Genomic DNA, 25653 nt, shown 5'->3' with positions numbered 1-25653 from the left:
CTAGCATCCCGTGCATGTCGTTTTTCTCCCGTGTTCATCGCCATGTTCCCGCCTCGCTGTTGTGGGCAGGCATGGCCGCCTGCGCAGCCGGTCTTGGCGTGCACCGCCTGTGGGAGGCATTGCCGTTCCCGCGCTTCTTCGAGCATGCGCTGTTGGCATTGCTGGCGCTGGTCGCGGCCTGGCCGTTGCAGCGATGGCTGGGCTGGAGCCTTGCCGCCGCGCTTTCCGCCCTCTGGCTGCTTGCCTTGTGCGTTTTCGCCGGCCCCGTTCCGATGCTCGCGGTAGCCATGCTGGCCGCAGCGGCCATCGCCATCGGCAGCCTTGTCATGGCCGGCCCAGTCGCCCTGGTGCTTGGCCTTGCGCTCATCGCCGGCACGCTGGGCTGGCTGTTGCCATGGCCGATCCACCATCGCGCGGTCTATGCCCTGGCATGCATCGGCTTGATCGCATGGCGGCGCACGGCCATCGCCGATGCCTGCCGCAGCGCATGGCGGCATTTCGACGACGCCGCGCGCGCCGCGCCGATCGCATCGACCGCCGCGATCCTGCTGCTCGGCCTGGCCAGCACCGGCGCCTGGCTGCCGACCATGCAGTACGACGACGTGGTCTACCACCTTGGGCTGCCCTGGCAGCTGCAGGAAACCGCGCGCTACGCGATGGATCCGAACCTGCAGGTGTGGGCGCTGGCGCCATGGGCCGGCGACGTCCTGCAGGGGGTGGCGCAGGTGCTGGCCGGCACGGAAGCGCGCGGTGCGCTGGACGGCCTGTGGCTGGGGATCTCCGCCGCCGCGGCGTTCGCCCTGGTCGGCGCGCTTGGCGGCGATGCGCGCCGCCGATGGTGGGCGGTCGCCCTGCTGGGCAGCCTGCCGATGAGCATGCACCTGGCGGCCGGGATGCAGACCGAACTGCCGGCGATGGCCTTGCTGCCGGCGCTGGCATGGCTGGTATTGCGCGACAACGCCGCGTCCGGAGCGCGCGCGCTGTTCGCGGGCGCGATCCTGTTCGGTGCGCTCTGGGGGTTCAAGTTGATGCATGGCGTAGTCGCATTGCCGCTGCTGGCATGGGCGTGGTGGCGGCACCGCGCAGCCATCCCGTGGCGCTGGCTGCCGCTTGCCATGCTCGTCACCTTCGCCATCGGCGCCTCCAGCTACCTGACTGCCTGGTCCATCGCCGGCAATCCGTTGTTGCCGCTGCTGAACGCCACGTTCCGGTCGCCATATTTCGCGGTCAGGGACTTGGATGACCCCCGTTGGCGAGCCGGCCTGGATGTCGACGTGCTGTGGGACATCAGCTTCGACACCGAGCACTACCTGGAATCCTTCGACGGCGGTTTCGGCTTCGCGCTGGTCGCGCTGGCCGGGGTGTGGCTGCTCGCCCTGCGCGATGCCCGCACCCGCGGACTCGCGCTCGTGGCCGGCGCCGCCGTCTTGCTGCCGCTGCTGCCGCTGCAGTACGCGCGCTACCTGCAACCGGGACTGGCCTTGGCCATTCCCGCGCTGGTCGTCGCCTATCCGCTGGCACGCGGTGCCAACGCCGCGTTCTGGGCGTTGTGCATGCTCAACCTGGCCTTCGCCACCAATGCCAACTGGATGCTGCGCACCGGTGCGCTGAAATACACGATCGCCGCCGCCGGACGGGACGCGCCGTTGCTGGAGCGTTACCTGCCCGAGCGCATATTGGCGGCGCGCCTGCGCGCTGCCGGCAACCACGCCGGCACGGTCTTGCTGCTGCCCGGCAGCAGCATCGCGCTGGCCGAACTCGGCCAGCGCGGCCGCAACATGCTGTGGTATTCGCCGCGCTGGGAAGCCGCCGGCATCGAGGCCGACGCCGACCCCAGCGGCCGGGCATGGGCGCACCTGCTGCACGCGAACCGCATCGCGCACGTGCTCCTGCGACCGGCGACGCTCACCCCGGCGCAGCGCGCCGGGCTGCAACGCAGCGGCGCGGCACTGGCCGCCACCGCCGGCGATGCGCAGTGGTGGCGCATCCCGGACAATGCGCCGCCATGACCCTGCGCCGCCACGCCGCCTCCTACGCCGTCATCGGCATCGCCCAATGGCTGCTCGAGTACGGGCTGATGCTGGCGCTCAGCGAGTGGGTGATGGCAGTCGAGCCGGCCAACGTGATCGGCCGTCTCGCCGGCGCCTGCCTGGGCTTCTGGCTCAACGGCAAATGGACCTTCGCCGGCGACGATACCCATGTCGGCCGCCACGCGGCGATCCGCTTCGTCTGCATGTGGATCGCATTGACGGTGCTGAACACCTGGATCGTCGCCCACCTGGACGATGTCTTCGGCCTGCGCGGGGCGCAGCTGCTCAAGCCGGGCGCGGACCTACTCTCCGGCGGGATTGGCTTCCTGCTGTCGCGGCACTGGGTCTACAACAAGAAGCGCTGACCGATCTCGCCTTCCGGGTTTTCCCGCGATCGCAAACGAAAAACGCCGGCTTTCGCCGGCGTTTTCGCTGAAGCGCTATCGCGCGAGCCTCAGTGCTTGAGGTTCTTGCGCAAACGCTCCAGCGCCTGCAGCTGCGCGGTGACTTCGGCCAGGCGCTGCTGCGCCTCGGCGATCTCCATCGCCTCGCCGCGGTGGGCGATGATGCGCTCGGCCTCTTCCTTGGCCGCGCGCACGGCGGCTTCGTCGATGTCCTGCGCGCGGATCGCGGTGTCGGCCAGCACGGTCACGACCGTCGGCTGCACCTCGAGGATGCCGCCGGAGATCGCGAAGTCCAGCTTCTCGCCGCCCGGCACGGTCACCACGACCTTGCCCGGCTTGAGGCGGGTGATCAGCGGCGCGTGCTTGGGCGCGATGCCCAGCTCGCCGAGCTCGCCGGTGGCGACGACCAGTTCGGCCTCGCCGTGGAAGATCTCGGCCTCGGCGCTGACGATGTCGCAACGGATGGTGGATGCCATCGTGATTCCTCTTTAGTCGAAGCTAGCGGATCAGGCCGCCAGCTTCTTCGCCTTCTCGACGGCCTCGTCGATCGAGCCGACCATGTAGAACGCCTGCTCCGGCAGGTGGTCGTACTCGCCGTCCACGATGCCCTTGAAGCCGCGGATGGTGTCCTTCAGCGGCACGTACTTGCCCGGCGAACCGGTGAACACTTCGGCCACGGTGAACGGCTGGCTGAAGAAGCGCTCGATCTTGCGCGCGCGGGCCACCGCCAGCTTGTCGTCTTCCGACAGCTCGTCCATGCCCAGGATCGCGATGATGTCCTTCAGTTCCTTGTACTTCTGCAGGGTGGCCTGCACGCGGCGCGCGGTCTCGTAGTGCTCGTTGCCGATCACGTTCGGGTCCAGCTGGCGGCTGGTCGAGTCGAGCGGATCGACCGCCGGGTAGATGCCGAGCGAGGCGATGTTGCGGCTCAACACCACGGTGGCGTCCAAGTGGGCGAAGGTGGTCGCCGGCGACGGGTCGGTCAGGTCGTCCGCGGGCACGTACACGGCCTGGATCGAGGTGATCGAACCGGTCTTGGTCGAGGTGATGCGCTCCTGCAGCACGCCCATTTCCTCGGCGAGCGTGGGCTGGTAGCCCACCGCCGACGGCATGCGGCCCAGCAGCGCCGACACTTCGGTACCGGCCAGGGTGTAGCGGTAGATGTTGTCGACGAACAGCAGCACGTCGCGGCCTTCGTCGCGGAAGTACTCGGCCATGGTCAGGCCGGTCAGCGCCACGCGCAGGCGATTTCCCGGCGGCTCGTTCATCTGGCCGTACACCATCGCCACCTTCGACTTCTCCGGCTCCTGCACGTTGACGACGCCGGATTCCTGCATCTCGTGGTAGAAGTCGTTGCCTTCGCGGGTACGCTCGCCCACGCCGGCGAACACCGACAGGCCGCTGTGCTCGGTCGCGATGTTGTTGATCAGTTCCATCATGTTGACGGTCTTGCCCACGCCGGCGCCGCCGAACAGGCCGACCTTGCCGCCCTTGGCGAACGGGCACATCAGGTCGATCACCTTGATGCCGGTTTCCAGCAGCTCGGTGGTGCTGGCCTGGTCTTCGTACGACGGCGCCGCACGGTGGATTTCCCAGGTGGTGTCGGCCTTGACCGCGCCGGCCTCGTCGATCGGGTTGCCCAGCACGTCCATGATGCGGCCCAGCGTGCCGATGCCGACCGGCACCGAGATCGCGCGGCCGGTGTTCTCGGCCACCAGGTTGCGCTTCAGGCCGTCGGTGGAGCCGAGCGCGATGGTGCGCACGACGCCGTCGCCCAGCTGCTGCTGCACTTCCAGCGTGATGTCGGTGCCCTGCACCTTCAACGCGTCGTACACCTTCGGCACGCTCTCGCGCGGGAATTCGACGTCGACGACGGCGCCGATGATCTGTACGACCTTGCCCTGGTTGCTCATGGATGTTTCCTCGGGAACTCTTGAATGCTGCTTGATTTGAAAGTACTTAACTGGAGCTGGCTTGATCTGGAGCCGCTTGCTTAAACCGCCGCGGCGCCGCCGACGATTTCCGAAATTTCCTGCGTGATCGCCGCCTGGCGGGCCTTGTTGTAGACCAGGTTCAGGGTGTCGATCAGCTTGCTGGCGTTGTCGCTGGCGGCCTTCATCGCGACCATGCGCGCGGCATGCTCGGAGGCCACGTTCTCCAGCACCGCCTGGTACACCAGCGACTCGACGTAGCGGGTCAGCACGTGGTCCAGCACGGTCTCCGCGTCCGGTTCGTACAGGTAGTCCCAGTCGTGCTTGGCCACCTGGGTTTCCGCCGCCGGCAGCGGCAGCAGCTGGTCGAAGGTCGCCTTCTGGGTCATGGTGTTGACGAAGTCGTTGTACGACAGGAACACCTTGTCGACCTTGCCCGCGGTGTACGCGTCCAGCATCACCTTGATCACGCCGACCAGCTGCTCGACGTGCGGCACGTCGCCGAGGTGGGTGACCGAGGCCAGCATGCCGACCTTGATCCGGCGGAAGAACACCGAGGCCTTCTGGCCGATGGTGACGACGTCGACTTCGACGCCCTTTTCCTGCCACTGGCGGAACTCGACCAGCAGCTTGCGGAACATGTTGTTGTTCAGGCCGCCGGCCAGGCCGCGATCCGACGACACGATCACGTAGCCGACGCGCTTGATGTCCGCGCGCTCGACCAGGTACGGGTGGCGGTACTCGGAATTCGCCTGCGCCAGGTGGCCGATCAGCTGCTTCATCGCCCGTGCGTACGGACGCGACTGCTTCATCCGGTCCTGCGCCTTGCGGATCTTGGAGGCCGAGACCATTTCGAGCGCGCGCGTCACCTTGCGGGTGTTCTGCACGCTCTTGATCTTCGTCTTGATTTCGCGTCCGCCTGCCATGCTCGTCTCGTCTTCTTTGAAGCCACTACCCGTGGATCGACGGCGCGGGTGGTTAACCCGCGCGCTTGCTTCCGGTGCCGATTACCAGCTGCCGGTCGCCTTGAAGTCCTCGATGCCCTTCTTGAACGCGGCCTCGATGTCGTCGTTCCAGTCGCCGCTGGCGGCGACCGACTTCATCAGCTCGCCCGCGGTGTTGGCGAAGTGCGCGTGCAGGCCGGTTTCGAACGCGATGATCTTGTTGACCGCCACGTCGTCCATGTAGCCCTTGTCCACCGCGTAGATCGACAGCGCCTGCTCGGCCACCGACATCGGCGCGTACTGCTTCTGCTTCATCAGCTCGGTGACGCGCTGGCCGCGCTCCAGCTGCTTGCGGGTCGCGTCGTCCAGGTCGGAAGCAAACTGCGCGAACGCCGCCAGCTCGCGGTACTGCGCCAGCGCGATGCGGATGCCGCCGGACAGCTTCTTCATGATCTTGGTCTGCGCCGCGCCACCCACGCGCGACACCGAGATGCCGGCGTTCACCGCCGGGCGGATGCCGGCGTTGAACAGGTCGGTTTCCAGGAAGATCTGGCCGTCGGTGATCGAGATCACGTTGGTCGGCACGAACGCGGACACGTCGCCGGCCTGGGTCTCGATGATCGGCAGCGCAGTCAGCGAACCGGTCTTGCCCTTGACGGCGCCGTTGGTGAACTTCTCCACGTACTCCTCGGACACGCGCGCGGCGCGTTCCAGCAGGCGGGAGTGCAGGTAGAACACGTCGCCCGGGTAGGCTTCGCGGCCCGGCGGGCGGCGCAGCAGCAGGGAGATCTGGCGGTAGGCCACGGCCTGCTTGGACAGGTCGTCGTAGATGATCAGCGCGTCTTCGCCGCGGTCGCGGAAGTACTCGCCCATGGTGCAGCCGGAGTAGGCGCTGATGTACTGCATCGCGGCCGACTCGGACGCCGAGGCGGCGACCACGGTGGTGTAGGCCATCGCGCCGTGCTCTTCCAGCTTGCGCACGATGTTGGCGATGGTCGAGTTCTTCTGGCCGATGGCCACGTACACGCACTTAATGCCGCTGTGCTTCTGGTTGATGATCGCGTCGATGGCGAGCGCGGTCTTGCCGGTCTGGCGGTCGCCGATGATCAGCTCGCGCTGGCCGCGGCCGATCGGGATCATGCTGTCGACCGACTTGTAACCGGTCTGCACCGGCTGGCTGACCGACTTGCGCCAGATCACGCCCGGGGCGATGCATTCCACCGGCGCCGAGACCTTGGCGTCGATCGGGCCCTTGCCGTCGATGGCTTCGCCGAGCGCGTTGACCACGCGGCCCAGCAGTTCCGGACCGGTCGGCACCGACAGGATCTGGCCGGTGGTCTTGGCGACGTCGCCTTCGCGCAGGTTCTCGTAGTCGCCCAGCACCACGGCGCCGACCGAGTCGCGCTCCAGGTTCAACGCCAGCGCGAAGGTGTTGCCCGGCAGCTCGATCATTTCGCCCTGCATCACGTCGGCCAGGCCGTGGATGCGCACGATGCCGTCGGACACCGAGGTCACGGTGCCTTCGTTGCGCGCTTCGGCGGAAAGCTTGACCTTCTCGATGCGGGTCTTGATCAGTTCGCTGATTTCGGACGGGTTGAGCGTGGTGGTGGCCATCTTGGTTTCCTTGGTGCCGGCGTTTCCGCCAACCGGATTCAAATAAAAGTTTCTACGAACGAATTAGTGCGACAGCGCCGTTTCGAGGCGGCCGAGCTTGCCCTTGATCGAACCGTCGATCACGACGTCGCCTGCATCGATCACCGCGCCGCCGATCAGCTCGGCATCGACCGCCGTCTCGATCTCGACCTCGCGGCCGAAGCGCCTCGATAGCGCGGCCTTGATGGTCTCGAGTTCGCCGGCCGGCAGCGCCGCCGCGGAGGTGACTTTGGCCTTGACCACGCGCTCGGCGTCGAAACGCAGCTCGTCGTACAGGCCGGCGATCTCCGGCAGCAGCGGCAGGCGACCGTTCTCGAACAGCAGGCCGAGGAAGTTGCCGAACAGCGCGTTCGCGCCTTCCGGCGCGAGCAGGGTGGCGGCATCGGCCTGGGTCAGCTTCGGGTTGCCGAGCAGGCCCGCGACCTGCGGGTCGGCGGCCACGCGCGCGGCGAACGCGAGCGCGTCCGACCAGGCGGGCAACGCGCCGGCATCGCGCGCCAGCGAGAACGCGGCGCGGGCGTAGGGACGTGCGAGGGTCAGGGCCTGGCTCATCGTCCGGTCCTTACAGCTGCGCGGCCAGCTCGTCGATCAGCGCCTTCTGGTCGTTGGCGTTGATCTCGCGCTTCAGCAGCTTCTCGGCGCCGGACACGGCGAGCAGGGACACCTGCTTGCGCAGGTCTTCCTTGGCGCGGTTGGCGGCGGCCTCGATCTCGGCCTCGGCCAGCGCCTTCTGGCGGTTGCCCTCGGCGATCGCGTCGGCCTTGGCCGCGTCGATCAGCTGGTTGGCGCGCTGGTGGGCCTGCTCGATGATCTCGTTGGCCTTGCTGCGCGCGGCCTTGAGTTCCTCGTTGACCTTGTCCTGCGCCTGCGCCAGGTCCTTCTGCGCGTTGTCGGCGGCAGCCAGGCCAGCGGCGATCTTCTGCTGGCGTTCCTCGATCGCCGACATCAGCGGCGGCCAGATGAACTTGACGGTGAACCAGATCAGGATCGCGAAGCTGATCATCTGGCCCAGCAATGTCATGAAGGTCGGATTCATGTCGTACCTTGCGATTCGAACGCGCCCGCCGATGCGGGCCGTTCAAGGCTGCGCCACGGCGGCATGCCGCGGCGCTTCAACAAACGGCGCGCGCGACGGATCGCGCGCACCGCAACGCGTTGCCGCTTAGGCGCCGGTGGCGGCCTGGACGGCGGCCAGCAGCGGGTTGGCGAACGCGAACATCATCGCCACGCCGACGCCGATCAGGAACGCCGCGTCGATCAGGCCGGCGAGCAGGAACATGCGGCCCTGCAGCATCGGGACCAGTTCCGGCTGGCGGGCGGCGGATTCGAGGAACTTCGAGCCCATGACGCCGATGCCGAGGGCGGCGCCGAGCGCACCCAGGCCGACGATGATGCCGATGGCGACGGCGGTGAAGGCCTGGACGTTGGCAAGTGCTTCCATGGTGGATCTCCGGTTTCTAACTACTGTGAAAAGTGGAATGGAACGGACAAGAAAGGTGGAACGCGGATCAATGGTGCTCGTGCGCCATCGCCAGGTAGACGACGGTCAGCACCATGAAGATGAAGGCCTGCAGCAGGATGATCAGGATGTGGAAGATCGCCCACACCGAGTTGAAGATCACGCCGGGCACGAAGGTGACCCACGACATGAACAGGCCGGCGATCAGCATGAACACCAGCTCGCCGGCGTACATGTTGCCGAACAGTCGCATGCCCAGGCTGACCGGCTTGGACAGGTACTCGACCAGGTTCAGGAACAGGTTCGGGATCGCCAGCACGATCTTGGCGACGGTGCCGTGCGCGTGGAACGGCGCGGTGAACAGTTCCTTGGTGAAGCCCCAGCCGCCCTTGGCCTTGATCGAATAGAAGATGATCAGGAAGAACACGGTGATCGACATCGCGAACGTGGTGTTGACGTCGGCGGTCGGCACCATGCGCAGGAAGGTGTGGTGCGCGGCTTCCTGGCCGGCGGTCGCGGTGATCACCGCCGACGGCAGGTCCAGCGGCAGCAGGTCCATCGTGTTCATGAACACGACCCAGACGAAGATGGTCAGGGCCAGCGGCGCGATGAAGCGACGGTCGCCGTGGAAGGTGTCCTTGACCTGGGAGTCGACGAACTCGACCACCAGCTCGACGAAGGCCTGCGGCTTGGACGGCACGCCCGAGGTCGCCTTGCGCGCCTGGGTCCACAGCAGGAAGCAGGCCAGCAGGCCCAGCGCCAGCGCGATCGCCCACGAATCGAGGTGGAACTTGTCGCCGCCCAGCTGGATGGCATTGTGGGTCAGGTGGTGGACGATGTAGCCGGTCAGGCCGCCACCGCTCTCGCCGCCTTCCGGTTCCAGCACTTTCAGCAAGCCTTCCAAGATCACGCCGTCGTCCTCGTCGTACCACGCTTAACCGCGAACATGAATGCCGCTGCGGCCAGTGCCGCCCCGGCCAGCACCGGCACCGCCGGCAACCGCCATACCGCCATCGCCAGGTACAGGCCCACGGCGACGACCAACCATTTCACCGCCGTGCCCAGCAGCAGCCGGCCCAGCGCCGTACCGGCACCGACCACGCCACCGCCGAACGCCCCCCAGGCCGCCGCAAGGCTGCCCAGGGTCATCGCCCCGCCCCCGGCCAGCGCCGCCAGGGCGGCGCGTTGCCCGATCGTCAGACAGGCCAGGGCTGTCAGCAGCGTGGCGAGGGCCTGAAAGGCCACCACCCGCAGCGCCAGCCGCCGGCCCGCGGCAGCGGAATTCAGCACGCGGTCAACCCAGGCTTTCGGTACGGTGCCGCAAGAGACGAAAACCCTCCTGCGAAGCCGGAAAAGTATAGCAGGCGTGAAAATGACCGGGCAACCGCCAAAAGACTTCGGGCCGAGGGCGAAACTTTCCCAGGTTTCGGGGGTCACATTGCCCGGCGCCCGCTCCCCTCCTCGTCAGCTCAGGAAGGGCGCCCGAAGCCCCGGCCATCCCCGTCGGGGCTTCTTTTTTGCGCCGATCCCGGGCCTGGCGCCTAGTTCTTCTTCGGGATGTACAGGTCGGTGATCGAGCCGTCGAAGACTTCCGCCGCCATCCCCACCGACTCGCTCAGGGTGGGATGCGGATGGATGGTGTGGCCGATGTCGTGGACTTCGCAGCCCATCTCGATGGCCAGGCCGATCTCGGCGATCAATTCGCCCGCATGCACGCCGACGATGCCGCCGCCGATGACGCGGTGCGTTTCCTCGTCGAACACCAGCTTGGTGAAGCCCTCGGTGCGCGACAGGCCGATGGCGCGGCCCGAGGCCGCCCACGGGAACTTGCCGACGCCGACCTTCAGGCCCTTGGCCTTCGCCTCGGTCTCGGTGACGCCGACCCAGGCGATTTCCGGATCGGTATAGGCCACGCTGGGGATCACCCGCGCCACCCATTCCTTCTTCTCGCCGGCGGCGACTTCCGCCGCGAGTTTGCCTTCGTGGGTCGCCTTGTGCGCCAGCATCGGCTGCCCGACCAGGTCGCCGATGGCGAAGATGTGCGGCACGTTGGTGCGCATCTGCCGGTCGACGTTGATGAAGCCGCGCTCGGTCACCGCCACGCCGGCCTTGTCCGCGCCGATCTTGGCGCCGTTCGGCGCGCGTCCCACCGAGACCAGCACGCGGTCGTACAGCTTGCCCTCGGGAATGCTCTCGCCCTCGAAACCGCAGGCGATGCCGTTCTTCTGCGCCTTGGCTTCGGTCACTTTCGTCTTCAGGTGCACGGCCACGCCCTGCTTCTTCAAGCGGTCGGCCAGCGGCTTGACCAGGTCCTTGTCCGCGCCCGGCATCAGCTGGTCCATGAACTCGACTACGGTCACCTCGCTGCCCAGCGCGCGATACACCGTGGCCATCTCCAGGCCGATGATGCCGCCGCCGACGACCAGCAGTTTCTTCGGCACGTCGGCCAGGTTGAGCGCGTCGGTGGAGTCCATGATGCGCGCGTCGTCCCACGGGAACGCAGGCAGTTTCACCGGCTGCGAGCCGGCGGCGATGATGCAGCGGGCGAAGCGCAGCAACTGCGTCTTGCCATCGGCATCGGCGATCTCGAGTTCATTCGCGGACACGAACTTCGCGGTGCCCTGCACCACCCGCACCTTGCGCTGCTTGGCCATGCCGGACAGGCCCTTGGTGAGCTGTCCGACCACCTTGTCCTTGTAGCCGCGCAAGGTGTCGATGTTGATCTTCGGCGCACCGAAATCGACGCCGTAATCGCCGGCATGCGCGGCCTGTTCGATCACGTCGGCGGCATGCAGCAAGGCCTTCGACGGAATGCAGCCGACGTTGAGGCAGACGCCGCCGAGGCTGGCGTAACGTTCGATGAGGACGGTATCGAGACCGAGGTCGGCGCTGCGGAACGCGGCGGTATAGCCGCCGGGACCAGCGCCGATCACCACCATCGCGCAGTCGATGTCGGCCTTGCGGCCGGAGGCCGTGGCCGCCTGCGGCGCGGGCGCGGGCGCGGGTGCGGGCGTGGCCGGTGCCGCTGCGGCAGCCGGCGCGGCAGCAGGCGGCTGTGCGGCCGCCGTCGTCGGCGCAGGCGCAGCAGCAGCGCCACTCTCGATCAGCGCGATCACCGCACCCTCGGACACGTTGTCGCCCAGCTTCACCTTCAGCGCGGTGACCACGCCGTCGGCCACCGCCGGCACTTCCATCGTGGCCTTGTCCGATTCCAGCGTGACCAGGCCCTGGTCCTTCTTCACGGTGTCGCCCACGGCGACCAGCACCTCGATCACCGGCACGTCGCTGTGGCCGCCGATGTCGGGCACCTTGGATTCGATCGTCGCCATTGCTTCTCTCCTGTCAGCCTGTCTGCCCATCGGGCGCATTCGGGGCGCGTGCGCGGTCGGCGGCGGCGCGCGCCGCGTCCTCCTGCATCCCGCGTTCGGTATCCAGCCGTGCATCGTTGCGCGCCAACTGCGCACGCTCGTCGGCATTCAGCGCCTGCGTCGCCCTGGGCGACGGCATCTCGCCTGCCCGCGCGGCGTCCATCCGCAGCGCGGCCAGCGCCTCGGCCCCTTCCAGCCCGAACAGGCTGCGCACGCGCAGGTCCTGCTGCGGGAACGGGATCTCGATGCCGTGCGCATTGAGCGCGGTATCGAGTTCCCACAGGTAGGCCGCCTTCACCGCCGCGTTGCGGCGCGAGGCCGATTCGTTGAGCCACACCACCAGTTCGTAGTTCACCTGGCTGCCGCCGAAGCCGACCAGCCATACCTGCGGTTGCCGGTCGCCTTCGGTGGCCAGGGTGAAAGGCACCTTGGCGGCGGCTTCCAGCGCGGCCTTCTTCACCAGTTCCTTGTCGCTGCCATAGGCCACGTCGAACGGCACTCGGATGCGCCGGTCCGGCGAGCTGTAGGTCCAGTTCACCACCCGCTTGGTCATGAACTCCGAATTCGGCACCAGCACGTCGATGTTGTCGTTGGTGGTGATGCGGGTGGAACGGATGTTGATGGCGCGCACGGTGCCGCGGGTATCGCTGTCGAGTTCGATGAAATCGCCGATCTTCAGCGAGCGGTCGAACAGCAGGATCAGGCCGGACACGAAGTTGTTGAAGATCGCCTGCAGGCCGAAGCCAAGGCCGACGCCCAGCGCGCCGGCGAACACGGTGAACTTGCCGACCGGGATGCCGGCCGCATCGAAGGCGAGCAACACGCCCACCAGGATCAGCACGTAGTTGGCGATCCGCGAAACGGTATACACCGCCGCCTGGTTCACGTCCGGATTGCGCTTGGCGTAGCGCTGCAGCGCGCGCCGCAACAGCCACGCAAGCAACCAGACCGCGATGGCGACGATGGCGGCCAGCAGCAAGCCGCCGACGGTGATCGTCACCCCCGAGACCGAGAGCAGCTTGCTGTCCAGCAACGGCTGCAGGTCGCGCAGCCCGGTGTCCGCGGCGGCATCGGCGGCCTGGCGGACGCGATCCCCGGCCTCGCGCAGTCGCTGGCCCGTGTCCGGCTGCATCGGCTTACAGCATCGCCCGCCGCAGGTCGCCCAGCAGTTGCGCCAGGTAGGCGGTGAAGCGCGCCGCGGCGGCGCCGTCGATCACGCGGTGGTCGTAGCTCAGCGACAGCGGCAGGATCAAGCGCGGCTTGAACTTCTCGCCATTCCAGACGGGCTTGGTGTCCGACTTCGACACGCCCAGGATCGCCACTTCCGGCGCGTTGATGATCGGGGTGAACGCGGTGCCGCCGATCCCGCCCAGCGAGCTGATGGTGAAGCAGCCGCCCTGCATCTGCTCCGGCTTGAGCTTGCCGTCGCGCGCGGCGGCGGCCAGCTCGCCCATCTCGCGGGCGATCTCCATCACGCCCTTCTTGTCGGCATCGCGCAGCACCGGCACCACCAAACCGTTCGGCGTGTCGGCGGCGAAACCGATGTTGTAGTACTGCTTGAGGACGAGGTTGTCGCCGTCCAGCGAGGCGTTGAAGTTCGGGTATTTCTTCAACGCGGCCACGCTGGCCTTGATCAGGAAGGCGAGCATGGTCAGCTTGCCGGCCTTGCCCGCGGCGATCGCCTTGGCGTTCTCGTCGTTGAGCGCCACGCGCAACGCCTCGAGATCGGTGATGTCGGCATCGTCGTGCTGGGTGACGTGCGGGATCATCGCCCAGTTGCGCGCAAGGTTGGCGCCGGAAATTTTCTGGATGCGCGACAGCGGCTTGCTTTCGATCGCGCCGAACTTGGCGAAGTCGACCTTCGGCCACGGGATCAGGTTCAGCCCACCGCCACCACCACCGCCAGCCGCAGCCACCGGCGCAGCGATGCCGCCGGCCAGCGCGGCCTTGACGAAGTTCTGCACGTCGGCCTTGCCGATGCGGCCACCGCGTTCGCTGCCGGCCACCTGCATCAGGTCGACGCCGAGTTCGCGCGCGAACAGGCGCACCGCGGGGCTGGCGTAGGGCACCTTGTCGGGCAACACGGCATCCGCCTCGAAACGCACCGGCGGCAGGCCGGCGCCCATCGGCGCGGCGGCGGGATCGGCGGCGGCGCGGGCGACTTCGGCGCGGGGCGCCTGCGCAGGCGCCGGCGTCGCCACCGGTTCCGGCTTCGGCGCTTCGGCGACCGGCGCCGGCGCTGCGGCCGCAGGCGCGGGAGCAGCGGCCGCATCGCCGGCCTGGGCAGCCGGTCGGCTGTCGGATACGGCGATGATCGCGACCAGCCCGCCTTCGGACAGGGTGTCGCCGAGCTTGACCTTCAGCTCCTCGACCACGCCGGCGAACGGCGATGGCACTTCCATCGTCGCCTTGTCGGATTCCAGGGTGACCAATCCCTGGTCCTTGGCCACGGTGTCGCCGGGCTTGACCAGCAATTCGATCACCGGCACGTCACCGTGACCGCCGATATCGGGGACGCGCGCTTCCTTCAGCTCAGCCATGACGCACTCCGGGGCCGGAAAGACCGGCGATCAGGCCCGTATTGTTGCCATATCCAGCGCCCCGGAACAAACCGGCGGCAGTTTTTCGGAATTTACCCGGGCGAATCGATTTTTGCCATCGCGACAGCATCCCGGCGCAGCCCGGGATGCCGGTCGTCACCGCGACCTCCCGCACTGCAACCTTCCGCCTGGCGGGCGCATCTTCGTTGGTGTGGCCCACGCCTCCCCCATGCCACGACCGAGGAAGCACCATGAAATCCCTGCAGCATGTGTTGTGGCGCGGCGCATTGGCACTCAGCCTGATGGCGATCGGCATCGGCAGCGGCCTGGGCATGCCGCCCGCGCTGCCGGCCGCTTCGTCCGACGGCTGCGCGCGCGAAGCGCACGCCCTGGTCGCCGACGCCGCCCGCGCCGGCGACGCCCGCGAACCCGGCACGCGGCCGATCGTCCTGCGCGGTCCGCTCACCCCCGTGGGCTAGGCGTCATCACGTAGCAGCCGGCGCCGCCGGGATCGTCGATGCGGGCGATCCGGCCCACGCCCGGCACGTCGAACGCCGGCACGCAAACCTTGCCGCCCAGCGCGACCGCCTGGGCGAGGGTGGCGTCGACATCGGCGACATGCAGGTAGATCGACCAGTGCGACGGGATGCCCTGCCACTGCTGGTTCATCTCCAGCATCCCGCCGAACCCGGTTTCGCAACCGCCGCAGGACAGCACGCGGTACTGGGTCGGGCCGGCATCGAGGGGCGTGGCCTGCCAGCCGAGCACGGCGCGGTAGAACGCCTCGGCGCGGGCGATGTCGCGGGTGGCCAGTTCCACCCACAGCACCGAGTTCGGTTCGCGGATGACGCCGACGCCCGGATGCGCGCGCGGCTGGTGCAGGTTGAACGCCGCGCCCTCCGGATCGCCGACCGTCGCCATCCGCAGGTGCTCCATCACCTCGAACGGCTCGCAGAAGGCCTTGCCGCCATGGGCGCGTACCTGCGCCACCGTGGCATCGCAATCGGCGACCTTGAAGTACACGCCCCAATGCGGCGGAATCCCGGCGGCGACCATGTCCGCCATCAGCGTGTAGCAGGCGGCCACGTCGCGGCCGTCGAGCTGGAAGATCGTGTAGTGGCTGCCGTCCGGCATCGCGGTCTTGCGCTGGGTCCAGCCGAACAGTCCGCTGTAGAAGGCTTCGGCAGCCGCCTGGTCGCTGGTGCCGAGTTCGAACCAGGTGGGCGCGCCGAGGAGATGGTCGATGCTCATGGCGCGGCTCCTGCAGGCGGGCCGCCGAGGCTACGCGCTTGCGATGACGGGGTCATGGCGCGCCGCGGCATCGCCGCGGCGCGCCATGGACCGCACCCGGTCAGTCGCCGACGATGCGCAGGCCGAAGGAATACAGGGTGTAGTCGACGAAGCGCGACGAACCGCTGACATTCAGCCGCACGGTGGTCGGATTGGCGAAGAAGCTGTCCGCCTGCGCCGCGGTCAGGCCATAGGTCTCCACCAGCGCGCGCTTGCTGATCAGGCCCGACTGGCAGACCACGGAATCGCGCAGGCTCTGGGTGATCGGGAAGCCGGGGTCGACCACCACCTGCATCGATTCGGATGCCGACATGCCGGTGGACAGCTTGCCGTTGAAGGGCGCGCCGGTGGTGGCGTCGATCAGGGCCGGATCGTTCAGCACCGGGTTCTCCACGGTCAGGGTCGGGTTGTAGCTGTAGCGCCCCGGCACCGGGTTTGCGGTCGGATTGAAGAAGGTGACCGCCACGCGCGGGCTGAACCAGTGGCAGAGCAGCGAGTTGCTGGCGTTCGCCGGCAACTTGATGCGGGCGATGTCGTTGAAGGCGAACGGCGTGGTGACCGCGAGGTCGTTGACCTGCTGGCACAAGGCAGTGGGATCTTCGGCCAGGATCGACGGGCAATCGGTGGAGATCTGCACAAGGGCGGTGGCAAGCCCCAGCCAACGCACGTTGCGGCCGAACGAATCGAGGTCGCCGACGTCATCGACGGTCGGGCCGGTGGGCTTCTTCGCCGACCTGGCGCCATTGGCCGCCGCAGCGGCACCGCGCAGCGACCGCTCCGGCAGCGATGCCGCGCTGCCGGTCGCCGCCGCGTTGGCGGCGGCGGGCGCGGAAAGCCGCACCGGGAGCATGCCCTGGTTGGCGGCGTAGGCGAAGGCGCCGGCCAGGGCGAGGCTGGCGGTGACGGCGAGGAACAGGGTCTTGCGATGCATGGTGGTCTCCGGTTGATGGACTCCCCCATGTATGCGCAAAAAGCCGGCCGCAACGGTCAGGCCATATGGCCTATGCCGCCTCAGTCGCCGGTCAGGCGCAGGTTGACCCAGAGCTTCGCATAATCGACTCGCTGGACGCTGCCGCTGACTCCCAGGCGAATCGTCGTGGGACTCGTGAAGAAACGGTTCGCCTGCGCCTGGCTGAGCCCGTAGACCTCGACCAGCGTCCGCTTGCTGATCAGGTTGTCCAGGCCGCATACCTTCGCCGACTGCTCATGTTCGAGCAGCACCGTGTTCGCCGGCATCGCCTGGTTGGCGGAATCCATGCCCAGGCTGATCTGCAATGCACCGTTCATCGGCGCACCCGTGCCCGGGTCGATCAGCGACGGATCCGCAAGCACGGGGTTTTCCATTTTCAACACGATGTTGTAACGCAATTTCGAAATCCGCAGATCGCTGTTGCTGTTACGGAAGACCACTTCGACCTGCGGATCGGCCATATGGCAGAGCATGGAGTTGCTGGCCCCCGCAGGCAGCGCGATCCTGGCGATGTCGCGGTCGGCGAACGGGGTGACGGCCTCGGTATCCGCGATCGGCTGGCACGAAATACCCGGATCCGTCGCTGCCCAGGCGGCACACTGGGCGGTGGTGGCCACGGCCACGAAGCCCGAGGCGGCGCCCAGCCAGCGCACGTTGCGGGCATACGAAGCAGCATCGCCGACTTCCGCATCGGTCGGCGGCGGCGCGGGCTTGGCGGCGATGCGCGCAAAATTATCGGAGACAGCGGCCGGGCCGGACATGCCAGGATTCCGCGGCGAGGCCGGCGCTTCATGGGTCGCAACCGGAACGATCGACACGACGGGGCCGCGATTGGCGGCATAGGCGATGGCGCCGGCCAGGCCGAGGCCGGCGACGACTGCGGTGGTCAGGTGCTTGCGTTGCATGGCGGAACTCCCCTTCGCTGGATGTGTCCCTGCCTATGCGCAAGACTTCCGGGAAACCGTTCACCAGGTCGCGGACCGGTGCTCAGGGGTGCTCGGCCTCCGCATGCACGCTCTCGCCATGCATGTTCTCGCGGCGGATCAGGTACAGGCCGCTGGCGATGATGATCGCGGCCCCGAGCCAGGTGACCGCATCCGGCAACACGCCCCACAACGCCAGGTCCAGCGCCACGCCCCAGACCAGCGCGGTGTATTCCAGCGGGGCGATCAGCGAGGCCTCGCCCAGGCGGAAGGCCTCGGTGATGGTGTACTGGCCGAGCGCGCCGGCGATGCCGATCCCGCCGATGATCCACCCGTGCTGGATGCGCAGCGGCACCCAATCCGGCAGCGCCAGCGCGCCGGCGCCCAGCGCCATCAGGGCGAGCAGCCAGAAGGTGATCGCCTGGGTGGTATCGCTGCGCGCGATGATGCGCACGGTGATCGCCGACACCGCGTAAGCCACCGCGGCGACCAGCACCGCCAGCCCCGCGGTCGAGAGCACCCCCGCGCCGGTCGGGCGCAGCACCACCAGCACGCCGAGCAGGCCGATGGCGATCGCGGTCCAGCGGCGCGGCCCGACGCGCTCGCCGAGGATCGGCACCGACAACGCGGTGATCAGCAGCGGCGCGACGAAGAAGATCGAATACGCGGTCGACAACGGCAGCCGCTTCAGCGCGTACACGAAGCTGGCCATCATCGCGATGCCCAGCGCCCCGCGCAGCAGGTGCAGCGGCCAGCGCACCCGCAGCAACGGCATCGGCCCCACCGTCCACAGCGCCCAGGCCAGCACCACCGGCAGCGAGGACAGGCCGCGCATGGCCGCGACCTGGAACGGCGGATAGTGCGCCGACAGCGTCTTCAGCCCGGCATCCATCAGCGCGAACATGCCCACCGCGGCCAGCATCATCAGCATCCCGCGGCGCTGTCGTTGCGCGCGCGCCGCGCCCCCGCTCATCGTTTCCATCGCGCCAGCATGCGGTAACCTGCGCCCCCCGTCACCTGCCAACGCCCCGCCATGCCTTCGTTCGACATCGTTTCCGAAGTGGATACCCACGAACTGACCAACGCCGTGGACCAGGCCAACCGCGAACTGTCCACGCGCTTCGACTTCAAGGGCGTGGACGCGAAGTTCGTGCTGGAGGACAAGCTGATCACCCAGTCCGCGCCCAGCGACTTCCAGCTGCAGCAGATGACCGACATCCTGCGCGCGCGCCTGTTCGCGCGGAAGATCGACGCGCGCTGCCTGGAGTTCGGCGACATCGAGACCAACCTCGCCGGCGCGCGGCAGAAGATCACCGTCAAGCAGGGCATCGAGCGCGAACTGGCGAAGAAGCTGCAGGGCGCGATCAAGGACGCCAAGCTCAAGGTCGATTCGCAGATCAACGGCGACAAGCTGCGCGTCACCGGCAAGAAGCGCGACGACCTGCAGGCGGCGATGGCGCTGCTGCGCGCGCAGGAATTCGAACGCCCGCTGCAGTTCGACAACTTCCGCGATTGAGCCTCAGCCGGCGCGGCAGTATTTGTCGCGCTTGACCGGCTCCGCGCGCAATACGGCCTGGAAGTAATAGTCCAGCAGCATCCGGCTGAGCCGATGCTGGCTTTCCGGCAGCAACGGGCCGAGATCGTTTTCCCAGCGCGTCGCGCAATCGGCAACCCCGGCATCGCTCGCCGCGCAGGCCAGCAAGCGGTCGAACGCGCGCCGGTAGATGCCGAACTGCGCATGGGTCATCGCTGCGCCGTGCCCGGGCACCAAGGTGTCGAACGCCTGCGCATCCAGCCGCGCGAGCGCTTCGCTCCAGCCATGCGGGCAGGCGGTGTCGAAGAACGGTGCCGGGAAATTCACCAGGTCGCCGGCCAAGAGGGTGCGACTGGACGGATCCAGCAACCAGACATCGCCGCCGCTCACCGCGTTGTCTTCCAGCCCGACGTGGAACGCCATGCCGGCGATGTTTCGTTCGCCGGAGGCCAGCACCGGCTCGGTCGGGAACAGCTTCGGGCCGGCATCGATGCGGGCCAGGCTGGCGCGCGCATAACCGGCCGCGGCGCTGTCCGCCGGCAGCGTCGCCAGTCGCGCGGCGGTGTTCCGGCGTGAATCGGCAAGGAAACCCTGCATCGCGCCCTCGATCGCCGTGCTCGCGTACACCTTCGCCCGTGGAAAGCGCGCGCGCAGCGGCACGTTGCCGCTGACGTGGTCGAGGTGCCAATGGCTGTTGACGATCGCCGCCACCGGCAGCCGCCAGGTGTCCGCCGCGGCGATGATGCGGCCGGTGAACGCCTGCTCGTGGCGGCCGGTATCGAACACCACCAGCCCGTCCGGCGCGCGGATGAGGATGCTGTTGCCGTCGGGCTGGCCATCGCCCTGCTCCGGATCGTAGGTGCCGGGCAGCAGCACCATGCGCCGATTCAGCGCCTGCATGCCATCCGGCGCCTGCAAGCGGGGCGCGGTGGCGCAGGCGGCCAGCAGGCCCAGCGCGAGCAACGGCATCCACTTCGGTTTCATGCGCTCTCCCCGCATCCCGCCGCGATGTCGGCTACGCTGCGCGCCCGGCCCCGGCCCTGCAATGGCCGAAGGTCACCCGACCGGAGTTCCGCCCAATCATGCAAACCCACGCGCAGATCGACGGCTTCGATCCCGAACGCATCGAACGCGACGTGCGCCGCTGGCTGGAACGCGCGGTGATCGGGTTCAACCTGTGCCCGTTCGCCAAGGCGGTGTACGCGAAGCACCAGGTGCGGATCGTGGTCAGCGACGCCAGCACCGAACGCGCCCTGTTGGAACAACTCGGCGAGGAAATGGCGTTGTTGCGCGACACGCCGGCGGACGAAATCGACACCACCCTGCTGGTGCATCCGCAGGTGCTGGGCGATTTCCTCGACTACAACGATTTCCTCGACGATGCCGACGCGCTGCTCGAGGCGCTGGAACTCGATGGCGTGCTGCAGGTGGCCAGCTTCCACCCGCACTACCAGTTCGCCGGCACCGAACCCGACGACGCCGAGAACCTGACCAACCGCGCGCCGTTCCCGATCCTGCACCTGCTGCGCGAGGACAGCGTGGACCGCGCGGTGGCGGCGTATCCGGAACCGGACGCGATCATCGAGCGCAACATCGCGACCGTGCGCGGGCTCGGCGTCGACGGCTGGAACAAGCTGCTCGGCGACTAGGCCGGATCGGCGGTCGCCAACCGCGCCTCCAGCAAGCGCTGCGCCTCGCCCAGCGAGGTGACGATGCGATGCCGCAGTCCACGCACTTCCTCGTCCGGATGCAGCATGTCCGGCACCTGCACCGGAGTCATGCCTGCAGCCAATGCCGCGCGCACGCCGGTCGGCGAATCCTCCAGCACCAGGCAGCGCAGCGGATCGACGCCCAACGTCGAGGCCGCCAGCAGGTAGATGTCCGGTGCCGGCTTCGGATGCGCCACGTCGCTGCTGGTGCAGACCGCGTCGAAGCGTTCCAGCAGGCCGGCCGCACGCAGCTTGCGCAAGGCCAGCGGCCGTTTGGTCGAAGTCGCCACCGCGCGCGGGATGCCGCGGGCCTGCAACCAGTCCAGCAATTCGACGATGCCAGGCCGATGCGGCACGCCGGCATCGACTACCACCTCGTACAGCGCATGTGCGCGATCGAGCAGCGTCTGCGCCGGCTCGGGATCGAGGTGCTGGTGCAGCAAGCCGCGGCACACCGCCTCGCTGCCGCCGACCATCTGCAACCACAACGAATAAGGCAGGTCATGGCCCTGCTCCGCCGATGCTTGCGCGAGGCAATCGAGGATGGCGCGCTCGCTGTCCAGCATCAGCCCGTCCATGTCGAACAGCACCGCCTGCGGGCGGAACGGCAGCGGCGCGACCGCCGTCATCCGCGATCCTTGCCGAACAGCGCGTCGACGTCGCCGCCGGACAGCGGCCGCCACTGCCCTTCCGGCAACGCGCCCAGCGTCAAGCCGCCGATGCGTTCGCGGTGCAAGGCCTCGACGTGGTTGCCGACCGCCGCGAACATCCGCCGCACCTGGTGGTAGCGGCCTTCGTGCAGGGTCAGGCGGGCGCGACGCGCATCCAGCACCTCGAGTTCCGCCTGCAACAGCGGCGTGTTCTCGCTTTCCAGCAGCAGCGTGCCGCTGGCGAACGTCGCCGCCTCGTCGCCGCGCAGGTCCTGCGCCAGCGTGGCCAGGTACACCTTCGGCAGCTTCGACTTCGGCGCGATGATCCGGTGCAGCAGCTGGCCGTCGTCGGTGAACAGCAACAGCCCCGAGGTCTCGCGATCCAATCGACCGACCGTCGACAACGCCGGGCTGCGCGCGCGGAAGCGCGGCGGCAACAGGTCGTAGACGATCCGGCCCGGGTCCTTGGTCGAACAGGTGTAGCCGACCGGCTTGTTGAGCATCAGCAACAGGCCCGGCGGCGGATCCAGCGGTTCGCCGTCGACGCGCACGTTGGCGTGGTCGAGCGGATCGTCCGCGTACAACACCTCACCCGCGGCATCGGTGATGCGACCCTCGCGGAACATCCACTGCACGTCCTTGCGGCTGCCGTAGCCGAGGTTGGCGATGTGCTTGACCAGCTTCATCGCGCCGCCTTGGTCGCTTCGACGATCTTGAAGCCGCCGTTCTGCGCCACGGTGTTCACCTGCGCGAAACCATCGCCCAGGGCCTGTTCGTAAGGCAGGTGCCGATTCGCCACCAGCCACAGGCGGCCGCCCGGTTTCAACGCGTTTGCCGCCGCGGCGATGAAGGCGCGGCCGATGTCCGGGCGGTCGCCGCGGCCCAGCGCATGGAACGGCGGATTGCAGACGATCACATCGAAGCGTTCGTCGACGCCACGCGTGACGTCGTGCCAGTGGCAGTGCACCGGAAGATGGGCGTCGCCGAGGTTTTCGTCGGCCAGCGCGAGCGAACGCGCGTCGGCTTCGTACAGGTCGAGCGAAGTCACCTGCTTGCAGCGCGCCAGCACCTGCATCGACAAATAGCCCCAGCCCGCGCCGAAATCGCCGACACGGCCGCGCAGGTCGGTCGGCAGGGCCTCCGCCAGCATCTTCGAGGCGGCATCGATGCGATCCCAGGCGAACACGCCGGGGCGGGTCTGGAATTCGCCACCGGGCACCTCGGCGCTGCGTTGCACGCGCGGCGCGTCGGCTTTCGCCCATTGCGCGAGCAGGGCCGCGTCGAACACGGCGTCGGGGCGCGTCCAGAACACGCGGCAGTGGTGCTTGCTGATCACGTTGAGGTTGCCGGCCAGTTGCTTGAGGTCGGCCTCGCGCGATTTCGCCCCCTCGTCGTTCGCCACCGCGGCGATGACGATGCCGCCCGGCGCCACCGCCATGCAGGCTTTCGCCAGCAAGGCGCGCGCTTCCTCGCGCTGGCGCGGCGGCAACACCAGCACCAGCGGGTACGTCGCCGCGGGCAAGGCGTCTTCGTCGACCAGCTCGGCGCCGATGCGCTGCAGGCGATCGACTTCCGGCTTGAACGGCTGGGTGCAGGCGAAGCCGCGCGCGCCGACGGCGTGCAGGGCCGCACCTTCGCGCGCGCGCAGGAACAGCACATCGCCCTGCGGCAGCCAGCGCAGCAGGCCATCGGCGTAGGGATGCAGGAGGGCGTCGAGGGCCTGGTCGCGGTGCGCGGTGCTCATCCGCGCAGTTTAACGGGAGCCCGTTCGATGGCCGCGATCAGGCGGCGGCGTGCGACCCGCGTTCGAACTGCCGCCTCAGCGCGCCGAAGCCCCAGTTGCCCAGCACGCACAGCGCGGCAACGGCGCTCCAACCCACCGCATCGCCGCCGCCGGGCAACACCGCGGCCAGTTCCGCGACCCAGCCGCGGCCATACCAGGCGACCACCACCGCGGCGGACAGCGCGAACACCAACACCAGGCCACGCAGCAGGCGCTGTTCCATCTGCGATTGCTCCGCGACAACCGGGACGAGGGCCTGCGCGCGCGCCAGCGTCGCGACCTGCGCGGCGGCGCTTTTCGCGACGGTAGTCGCGAAATCGACGGGGAGGTCCACCCGCGGCGCGTGGCGCAACGCGCGCGCGATGCGCAGTTCGCTGGCATCGGCGCCGGGTTCGCCGCGGCGGGCCTTTTCCTGCGCCTGCCAGCGGGCTTCGTCGATGGATTCGCGGTCGTTCTGGTTCATGCGGCAACTCCGATGCGCGGAGCGAGGATCTCGCGCAGTTTCACACGGCTACGGAACAGGTGGCTCTTGATCGTGCCCTCGGCGAGGCCGGTGATGGTGGCGATCTCGCCGATCGGCAGCTCTTCCAGGTGATACAGGGTGAGGATCGTGCGTTGCAGCGGCGGCAGGCGCTCGATCGCGGCATGCAGTTCGCGTTCGTCGTCGGCCTGCACGTGTTCCTGCTGCAGGTCGCTGCCGTCGCCGATGTTGTCCAGCAGCGACAGGCCGTCCTCGTCGTCCACGGTATCGGCAAGGGCGATGCGCTTGCGTTCGAGGTGGCGCCTGGCGACCGAATACGCCACCTGCCCGATCCACGACTTCAGCGGGCTGTCGTGGCGGTACTGGTGCAGGTAGCGGTGCACGCGCAGGAAGGCCTCCTGGCACAGCTCGCGGGTGTCCTCCGGATGCCGGACCATGCGCTGGATCACGTGCCAGCACAGGCCCTGGTAGTCGCGCACCAATTGCTCGAACGCGCCCGCGCGGTTCGCGAGCACGGCTTCGACAAGGGCGCGATCGGCATCCATGCGGCATGGGATACGCCCTGCGGGCCGGCGGTTGCAAGGATTCGAAGGAAATTTTTCGACGGGCGGCTGCAACCGCCCCGGCGGCAGCCGTATCCCTTTGCCCGAACGGCCACCGCGGCCGGCCCTGCCCACCAAGGACACACCCATGAACTTCGAACTGCTGATCCCGATTTCCCTGTTCGCCGCCATCGCCTATTCGATCAAGGCGGTGGTCGACGCCCGCGTGCGCAAGCAGCTGGTCGCCAGCAACGGCGCGCCGGACCTGGTGCGCAGCATCCTCGCCGGCGACGAGAGCAACCGCCGCCTGTCCTCGCTGCGCTGGGGCATCACCCTGGTCGCGCTGGCGCTGGGCTTCGGCATCGTCGAAGCCGCCGGCTGGCAGGACATCACCCCGGGCGTGATCGCGGTGCTGGTCGGCGCGCTCGGGATCGGCAACCTGGCCTCCTTCGCGGCCTCGCGCAAGTTCGGCTGATCCATGCCGTGCGGGTATGCTGTCGGCCCCGCAAGGCCGGCAGCACGCCCATGACCGATCACGACACCCCGCCCGACCACCTGTCCAACGACCCGCGCAGCAAGTTCCACGACCCGGCCATGCTGGAACGTGGCATCGGCATCCGCTTCAATGGCGTGGAACGCCACAACGTCGACGAGTACTGCATCAGCGAAGGCTGGGTGCGCCTGCCGGTCGGCAAGTCGCTGGACCGCCGCGGCCAGCCGATGACGATGAAGGTCAAGGGCACGGTCGAGGCCTGGTTCCTCGATGCCGCCGGCCAAGACGAAACGCCTGCTGACTGAGTTTCCCCGCCCCACTCCCGCGGACGCAGGCGCAGGCGCACACTGGCCCCACGCCCATCGCTGGAGCAGTGCCATGAACCTCAAGACCCTCGCGCTTCCGCTCGCACTGGCGCTGGCCGTGGCCGGCTGCGCGTCCGGCAGCGGCAAGGACATGCTGGCCGCCGACGCGCCGCGCGCCCTGCCCGCATCCGGGCCGGTCAGCGTGCAATGGAACGACCCGGCCACCTTCGCCGAGCTGCGCTACAGCCGCAACCGCTGGGATGCCGAACGCGGCAGCTGGCTGACCGATCTCGCCCAGTACCTGCGCAAGCGCGCCGAAACCCAACTGCCCGCAGGCGAGCGCCTGGAGCTGACCATCACCGACGTCGACCGCGCCGGCGATTACGAGCCCTGGCACGGCGTGCAGCACCAGGACGTCCGCATCATCCGCGACATCTATCCGCCGCGCATGACCCTGCAGGTGCGCCATTTCGACGCCAGCGGCGCTCTGGTCTCCGAGGGCGAGCGCAAGCTCAGCGACATGGCGTTCCTGATCGGCCCGACGCCGCTGAACGATTCCGATCCGCTGCGCTACGAGAAGCGGATGATCGACAGCTGGCTGCGCCGCGAGCTGGATACCGCCGCGCGCTGAATCCGGCGACCCG

General features: G+C 68.3%; 31 protein-coding genes. 8 read left to right on the top strand and 23 right to left on the bottom strand.

Annotated features, from left to right (window positions below; translation table 11 throughout):
• Positions 1 to 14: 14 nt before the first annotated feature.
• Both FHQ07_RS14400 and FHQ07_RS10190 read left to right on the top strand, forming a co-directional pair.
• A complete protein-coding gene (locus FHQ07_RS14400) occupies positions 15 to 2009 on the top strand; it encodes a hypothetical protein (protein WP_168191538.1) in 1995 nt (664 codons plus the stop codon).
• A complete protein-coding gene (locus FHQ07_RS10190) occupies positions 2006 to 2395 on the top strand; it encodes a GtrA family protein (RefSeq protein ID WP_168191537.1) in 390 nt (129 codons plus the stop codon). Before FHQ07_RS14400 ends, FHQ07_RS10190 begins: the two co-directional genes overlap by 4 nt.
• A gap of 89 nt (positions 2396 to 2484) precedes the next feature.
• Here the strand turns inward: FHQ07_RS10190 and FHQ07_RS10185 are convergent, their stop codons facing one another.
• The 13 genes from FHQ07_RS10185 to FHQ07_RS10125 form a co-directional block, all read right to left on the bottom strand.
• Complete coding sequence (locus FHQ07_RS10185) at positions 2485 to 2910, bottom strand: F0F1 ATP synthase subunit epsilon (RefSeq protein ID WP_139716699.1); 426 nt, start codon at positions 2908 to 2910, stop codon at positions 2485 to 2487.
• A gap of 30 nt (positions 2911 to 2940) precedes the next feature.
• Positions 2941 to 4347, bottom strand: a complete 1407-nt coding sequence (gene atpD / locus FHQ07_RS10180; protein WP_139716698.1) for a F0F1 ATP synthase subunit beta — start codon at positions 4345 to 4347, stop codon at positions 2941 to 2943.
• Between the two features lie 80 nt (positions 4348 to 4427).
• Positions 4428 to 5291: a F0F1 ATP synthase subunit gamma gene (atpG, locus tag FHQ07_RS10175; RefSeq protein WP_139716697.1), complete on the bottom strand. Its 864-nt coding sequence runs from the start codon at positions 5289 to 5291 to the stop codon at positions 4428 to 4430.
• A gap of 81 nt (positions 5292 to 5372) precedes the next feature.
• Positions 5373 to 6923, bottom strand: a complete 1551-nt coding sequence (gene atpA, locus FHQ07_RS10170; protein WP_139716696.1) for a F0F1 ATP synthase subunit alpha — start codon at positions 6921 to 6923, stop codon at positions 5373 to 5375.
• Positions 6924 to 6986: 63 nt separating this feature from the next.
• Complete coding sequence (locus FHQ07_RS10165; protein ID WP_139716695.1) at positions 6987 to 7514, bottom strand: F0F1 ATP synthase subunit delta; 528 nt, start codon at positions 7512 to 7514, stop codon at positions 6987 to 6989.
• 10 nt (positions 7515 to 7524) lie between these two features.
• The gene (locus FHQ07_RS10160; RefSeq protein WP_139716694.1) at positions 7525 to 7998 is read right to left on the bottom strand and encodes a F0F1 ATP synthase subunit B; all 474 of its coding nucleotides are present in this window, start codon (positions 7996 to 7998) and stop codon (positions 7525 to 7527) included.
• A 126-nt stretch (positions 7999 to 8124) separates the two neighbouring features.
• Entirely contained in the window at positions 8125 to 8403 is a 279-nt protein-coding gene (atpE, locus tag FHQ07_RS10155) for a F0F1 ATP synthase subunit C (protein ID WP_139716693.1), read from the bottom strand.
• Positions 8404 to 8470: 67 nt separating this feature from the next.
• The gene (atpB, locus tag FHQ07_RS10150; protein ID WP_425476964.1) at positions 8471 to 9325 is read right to left on the bottom strand and encodes a F0F1 ATP synthase subunit A; all 855 of its coding nucleotides are present in this window, start codon (positions 9323 to 9325) and stop codon (positions 8471 to 8473) included.
• 2 nt (positions 9326 to 9327) lie between these two features.
• Positions 9328 to 9858 carry an ATP synthase I gene (locus tag FHQ07_RS10145; RefSeq protein ID WP_139716692.1) on the bottom strand — a complete coding sequence of 177 codons (531 nt, stop codon included), beginning with the start codon at positions 9856 to 9858 and terminating at the stop codon, positions 9328 to 9330.
• Between the two features lie 104 nt (positions 9859 to 9962).
• Positions 9963 to 11750, bottom strand: coding sequence for a dihydrolipoyl dehydrogenase (gene lpdA / locus FHQ07_RS10140; RefSeq protein WP_139716691.1), 1788 nt, complete (start codon positions 11748 to 11750; stop codon positions 9963 to 9965).
• Positions 11751 to 11763: 13 nt separating this feature from the next.
• Positions 11764 to 12921: a mechanosensitive ion channel family protein gene (locus FHQ07_RS10135; protein ID WP_139716690.1), complete on the bottom strand. Its 1158-nt coding sequence runs from the start codon at positions 12919 to 12921 to the stop codon at positions 11764 to 11766.
• Positions 12922 to 12925: 4 nt separating this feature from the next.
• Positions 12926 to 14329: a dihydrolipoyllysine-residue acetyltransferase gene (locus FHQ07_RS10130; RefSeq protein WP_139716689.1), complete on the bottom strand. Its 1404-nt coding sequence runs from the start codon at positions 14327 to 14329 to the stop codon at positions 12926 to 12928.
• A complete protein-coding gene (locus FHQ07_RS10125) occupies positions 14322 to 14549 on the bottom strand; it encodes a hypothetical protein (protein WP_139716688.1) in 228 nt (75 codons plus the stop codon). Before FHQ07_RS10125 ends, FHQ07_RS10130 begins: the two co-directional genes overlap by 8 nt.
• A 31-nt stretch (positions 14550 to 14580) precedes the next feature.
• Between FHQ07_RS10125 and FHQ07_RS10120 the strand changes: the two genes are divergently transcribed.
• Positions 14581 to 14808, top strand: coding sequence for a hypothetical protein (locus FHQ07_RS10120; RefSeq protein ID WP_139716687.1), 228 nt, complete (start codon positions 14581 to 14583; stop codon positions 14806 to 14808).
• On the opposite strand, the gene FHQ07_RS10115 is transcribed toward FHQ07_RS10120, so the two are convergent.
• The 4 genes from FHQ07_RS10115 to FHQ07_RS10100 form a co-directional block, all read right to left on the bottom strand.
• Positions 14792 to 15580, bottom strand: coding sequence for a VOC family protein (locus FHQ07_RS10115; RefSeq protein ID WP_139716686.1), 789 nt, complete (start codon positions 15578 to 15580; stop codon positions 14792 to 14794). The two genes, FHQ07_RS10120 and FHQ07_RS10115, sit on opposite strands and share 17 nt — an antisense overlap.
• A 100-nt stretch (positions 15581 to 15680) precedes the next feature.
• Positions 15681 to 16550, bottom strand: coding sequence for a hypothetical protein (locus FHQ07_RS10110; protein ID WP_139716685.1), 870 nt, complete (start codon positions 16548 to 16550; stop codon positions 15681 to 15683).
• Positions 16551 to 16630: 80 nt separating this feature from the next.
• Positions 16631 to 17494 (bottom strand): hypothetical protein, encoded by an 864-nt coding sequence (locus FHQ07_RS10105; RefSeq protein WP_139716684.1) that lies wholly within the window; start codon positions 17492 to 17494, stop codon positions 16631 to 16633.
• A gap of 82 nt (positions 17495 to 17576) precedes the next feature.
• Positions 17577 to 18485 (bottom strand): DMT family transporter, encoded by a 909-nt coding sequence (locus FHQ07_RS10100; RefSeq protein WP_240703464.1) that lies wholly within the window; start codon positions 18483 to 18485, stop codon positions 17577 to 17579.
• Between the two features lie 60 nt (positions 18486 to 18545).
• On the opposite strand from FHQ07_RS10100, the gene FHQ07_RS10095 reads away from it, so the two are divergent.
• Positions 18546 to 19028, top strand: coding sequence for a YajQ family cyclic di-GMP-binding protein (locus FHQ07_RS10095; protein ID WP_139716683.1), 483 nt, complete (start codon positions 18546 to 18548; stop codon positions 19026 to 19028).
• Between the two features lie 3 nt (positions 19029 to 19031).
• Here FHQ07_RS10095 and FHQ07_RS10090 read toward each other — a convergent pair whose 3' ends face one another.
• Positions 19032 to 20030 (bottom strand): MBL fold metallo-hydrolase, encoded by a 999-nt coding sequence (locus tag FHQ07_RS10090; RefSeq protein WP_168191536.1) that lies wholly within the window; start codon positions 20028 to 20030, stop codon positions 19032 to 19034.
• 98 nt (positions 20031 to 20128) lie between these two features.
• On the opposite strand from FHQ07_RS10090, the gene FHQ07_RS10085 reads away from it, so the two are divergent.
• Entirely contained in the window at positions 20129 to 20695 is a 567-nt protein-coding gene (locus FHQ07_RS10085) for a DUF1415 domain-containing protein (RefSeq protein WP_139716681.1), read from the top strand.
• Here FHQ07_RS10085 and FHQ07_RS10080 read toward each other — a convergent pair.
• The 5 genes from FHQ07_RS10080 to FHQ07_RS10060 are packed head-to-tail and all read right to left on the bottom strand — an operon-like array spanning position 20692 to position 24214.
• On the bottom strand, positions 20692 to 21384 hold the full coding sequence (locus tag FHQ07_RS10080) for an HAD family hydrolase (protein WP_139716680.1): 693 nt from the start codon (positions 21382 to 21384) through the stop codon (positions 20692 to 20694). The genes FHQ07_RS10085 and FHQ07_RS10080 overlap by 4 nt on opposite strands.
• Complete coding sequence (locus tag FHQ07_RS10075) at positions 21381 to 22091, bottom strand: pseudouridine synthase (RefSeq protein WP_139716679.1); 711 nt, start codon at positions 22089 to 22091, stop codon at positions 21381 to 21383. Before FHQ07_RS10075 ends, FHQ07_RS10080 begins: the two co-directional genes overlap by 4 nt.
• Positions 22088 to 23149, bottom strand: a complete 1062-nt coding sequence (locus FHQ07_RS10070; protein ID WP_139716678.1) for a class I SAM-dependent methyltransferase — start codon at positions 23147 to 23149, stop codon at positions 22088 to 22090. Before FHQ07_RS10070 ends, FHQ07_RS10075 begins: the two co-directional genes overlap by 4 nt.
• Before the next feature lie 37 nt (positions 23150 to 23186).
• Positions 23187 to 23651 (bottom strand): hypothetical protein, encoded by a 465-nt coding sequence (locus FHQ07_RS10065; RefSeq protein WP_139716677.1) that lies wholly within the window; start codon positions 23649 to 23651, stop codon positions 23187 to 23189.
• Entirely contained in the window at positions 23648 to 24214 is a 567-nt protein-coding gene (locus FHQ07_RS10060; protein ID WP_139716676.1) for an RNA polymerase sigma factor, read from the bottom strand. Before FHQ07_RS10060 ends, FHQ07_RS10065 begins: the two co-directional genes overlap by 4 nt.
• Positions 24215 to 24359: 145 nt before the next feature.
• On the opposite strand from FHQ07_RS10060, the gene FHQ07_RS10055 reads away from it, so the two are divergent.
• From FHQ07_RS10055 to FHQ07_RS10045, 3 genes are all read left to right on the top strand, one after another.
• Positions 24360 to 24686, top strand: a complete 327-nt coding sequence (locus tag FHQ07_RS10055) for a hypothetical protein (protein ID WP_139716675.1) — start codon at positions 24360 to 24362, stop codon at positions 24684 to 24686.
• 50 nt (positions 24687 to 24736) lie between these two features.
• Entirely contained in the window at positions 24737 to 25009 is a 273-nt protein-coding gene (locus FHQ07_RS10050) for a DUF3297 family protein (protein ID WP_139716674.1), read from the top strand.
• A 73-nt stretch (positions 25010 to 25082) separates the two neighbouring features.
• Positions 25083 to 25640, top strand: a complete 558-nt coding sequence (locus FHQ07_RS10045; protein WP_139716673.1) for a DUF3016 domain-containing protein — start codon at positions 25083 to 25085, stop codon at positions 25638 to 25640.
• The last annotated feature ends 13 nt before the right edge of the window (positions 25641 to 25653 follow it).

Origin of the sequence: Thermomonas aquatica (assembly GCF_006337105.1) — a bacterium.
Taxonomy (GTDB): domain Bacteria; phylum Pseudomonadota; class Gammaproteobacteria; order Xanthomonadales; family Xanthomonadaceae; genus Thermomonas; species Thermomonas aquatica.
The sequence above is the reverse complement of the archived record's forward strand: the minus strand, read 5'-3'. Positions and strand labels throughout refer to the sequence as shown.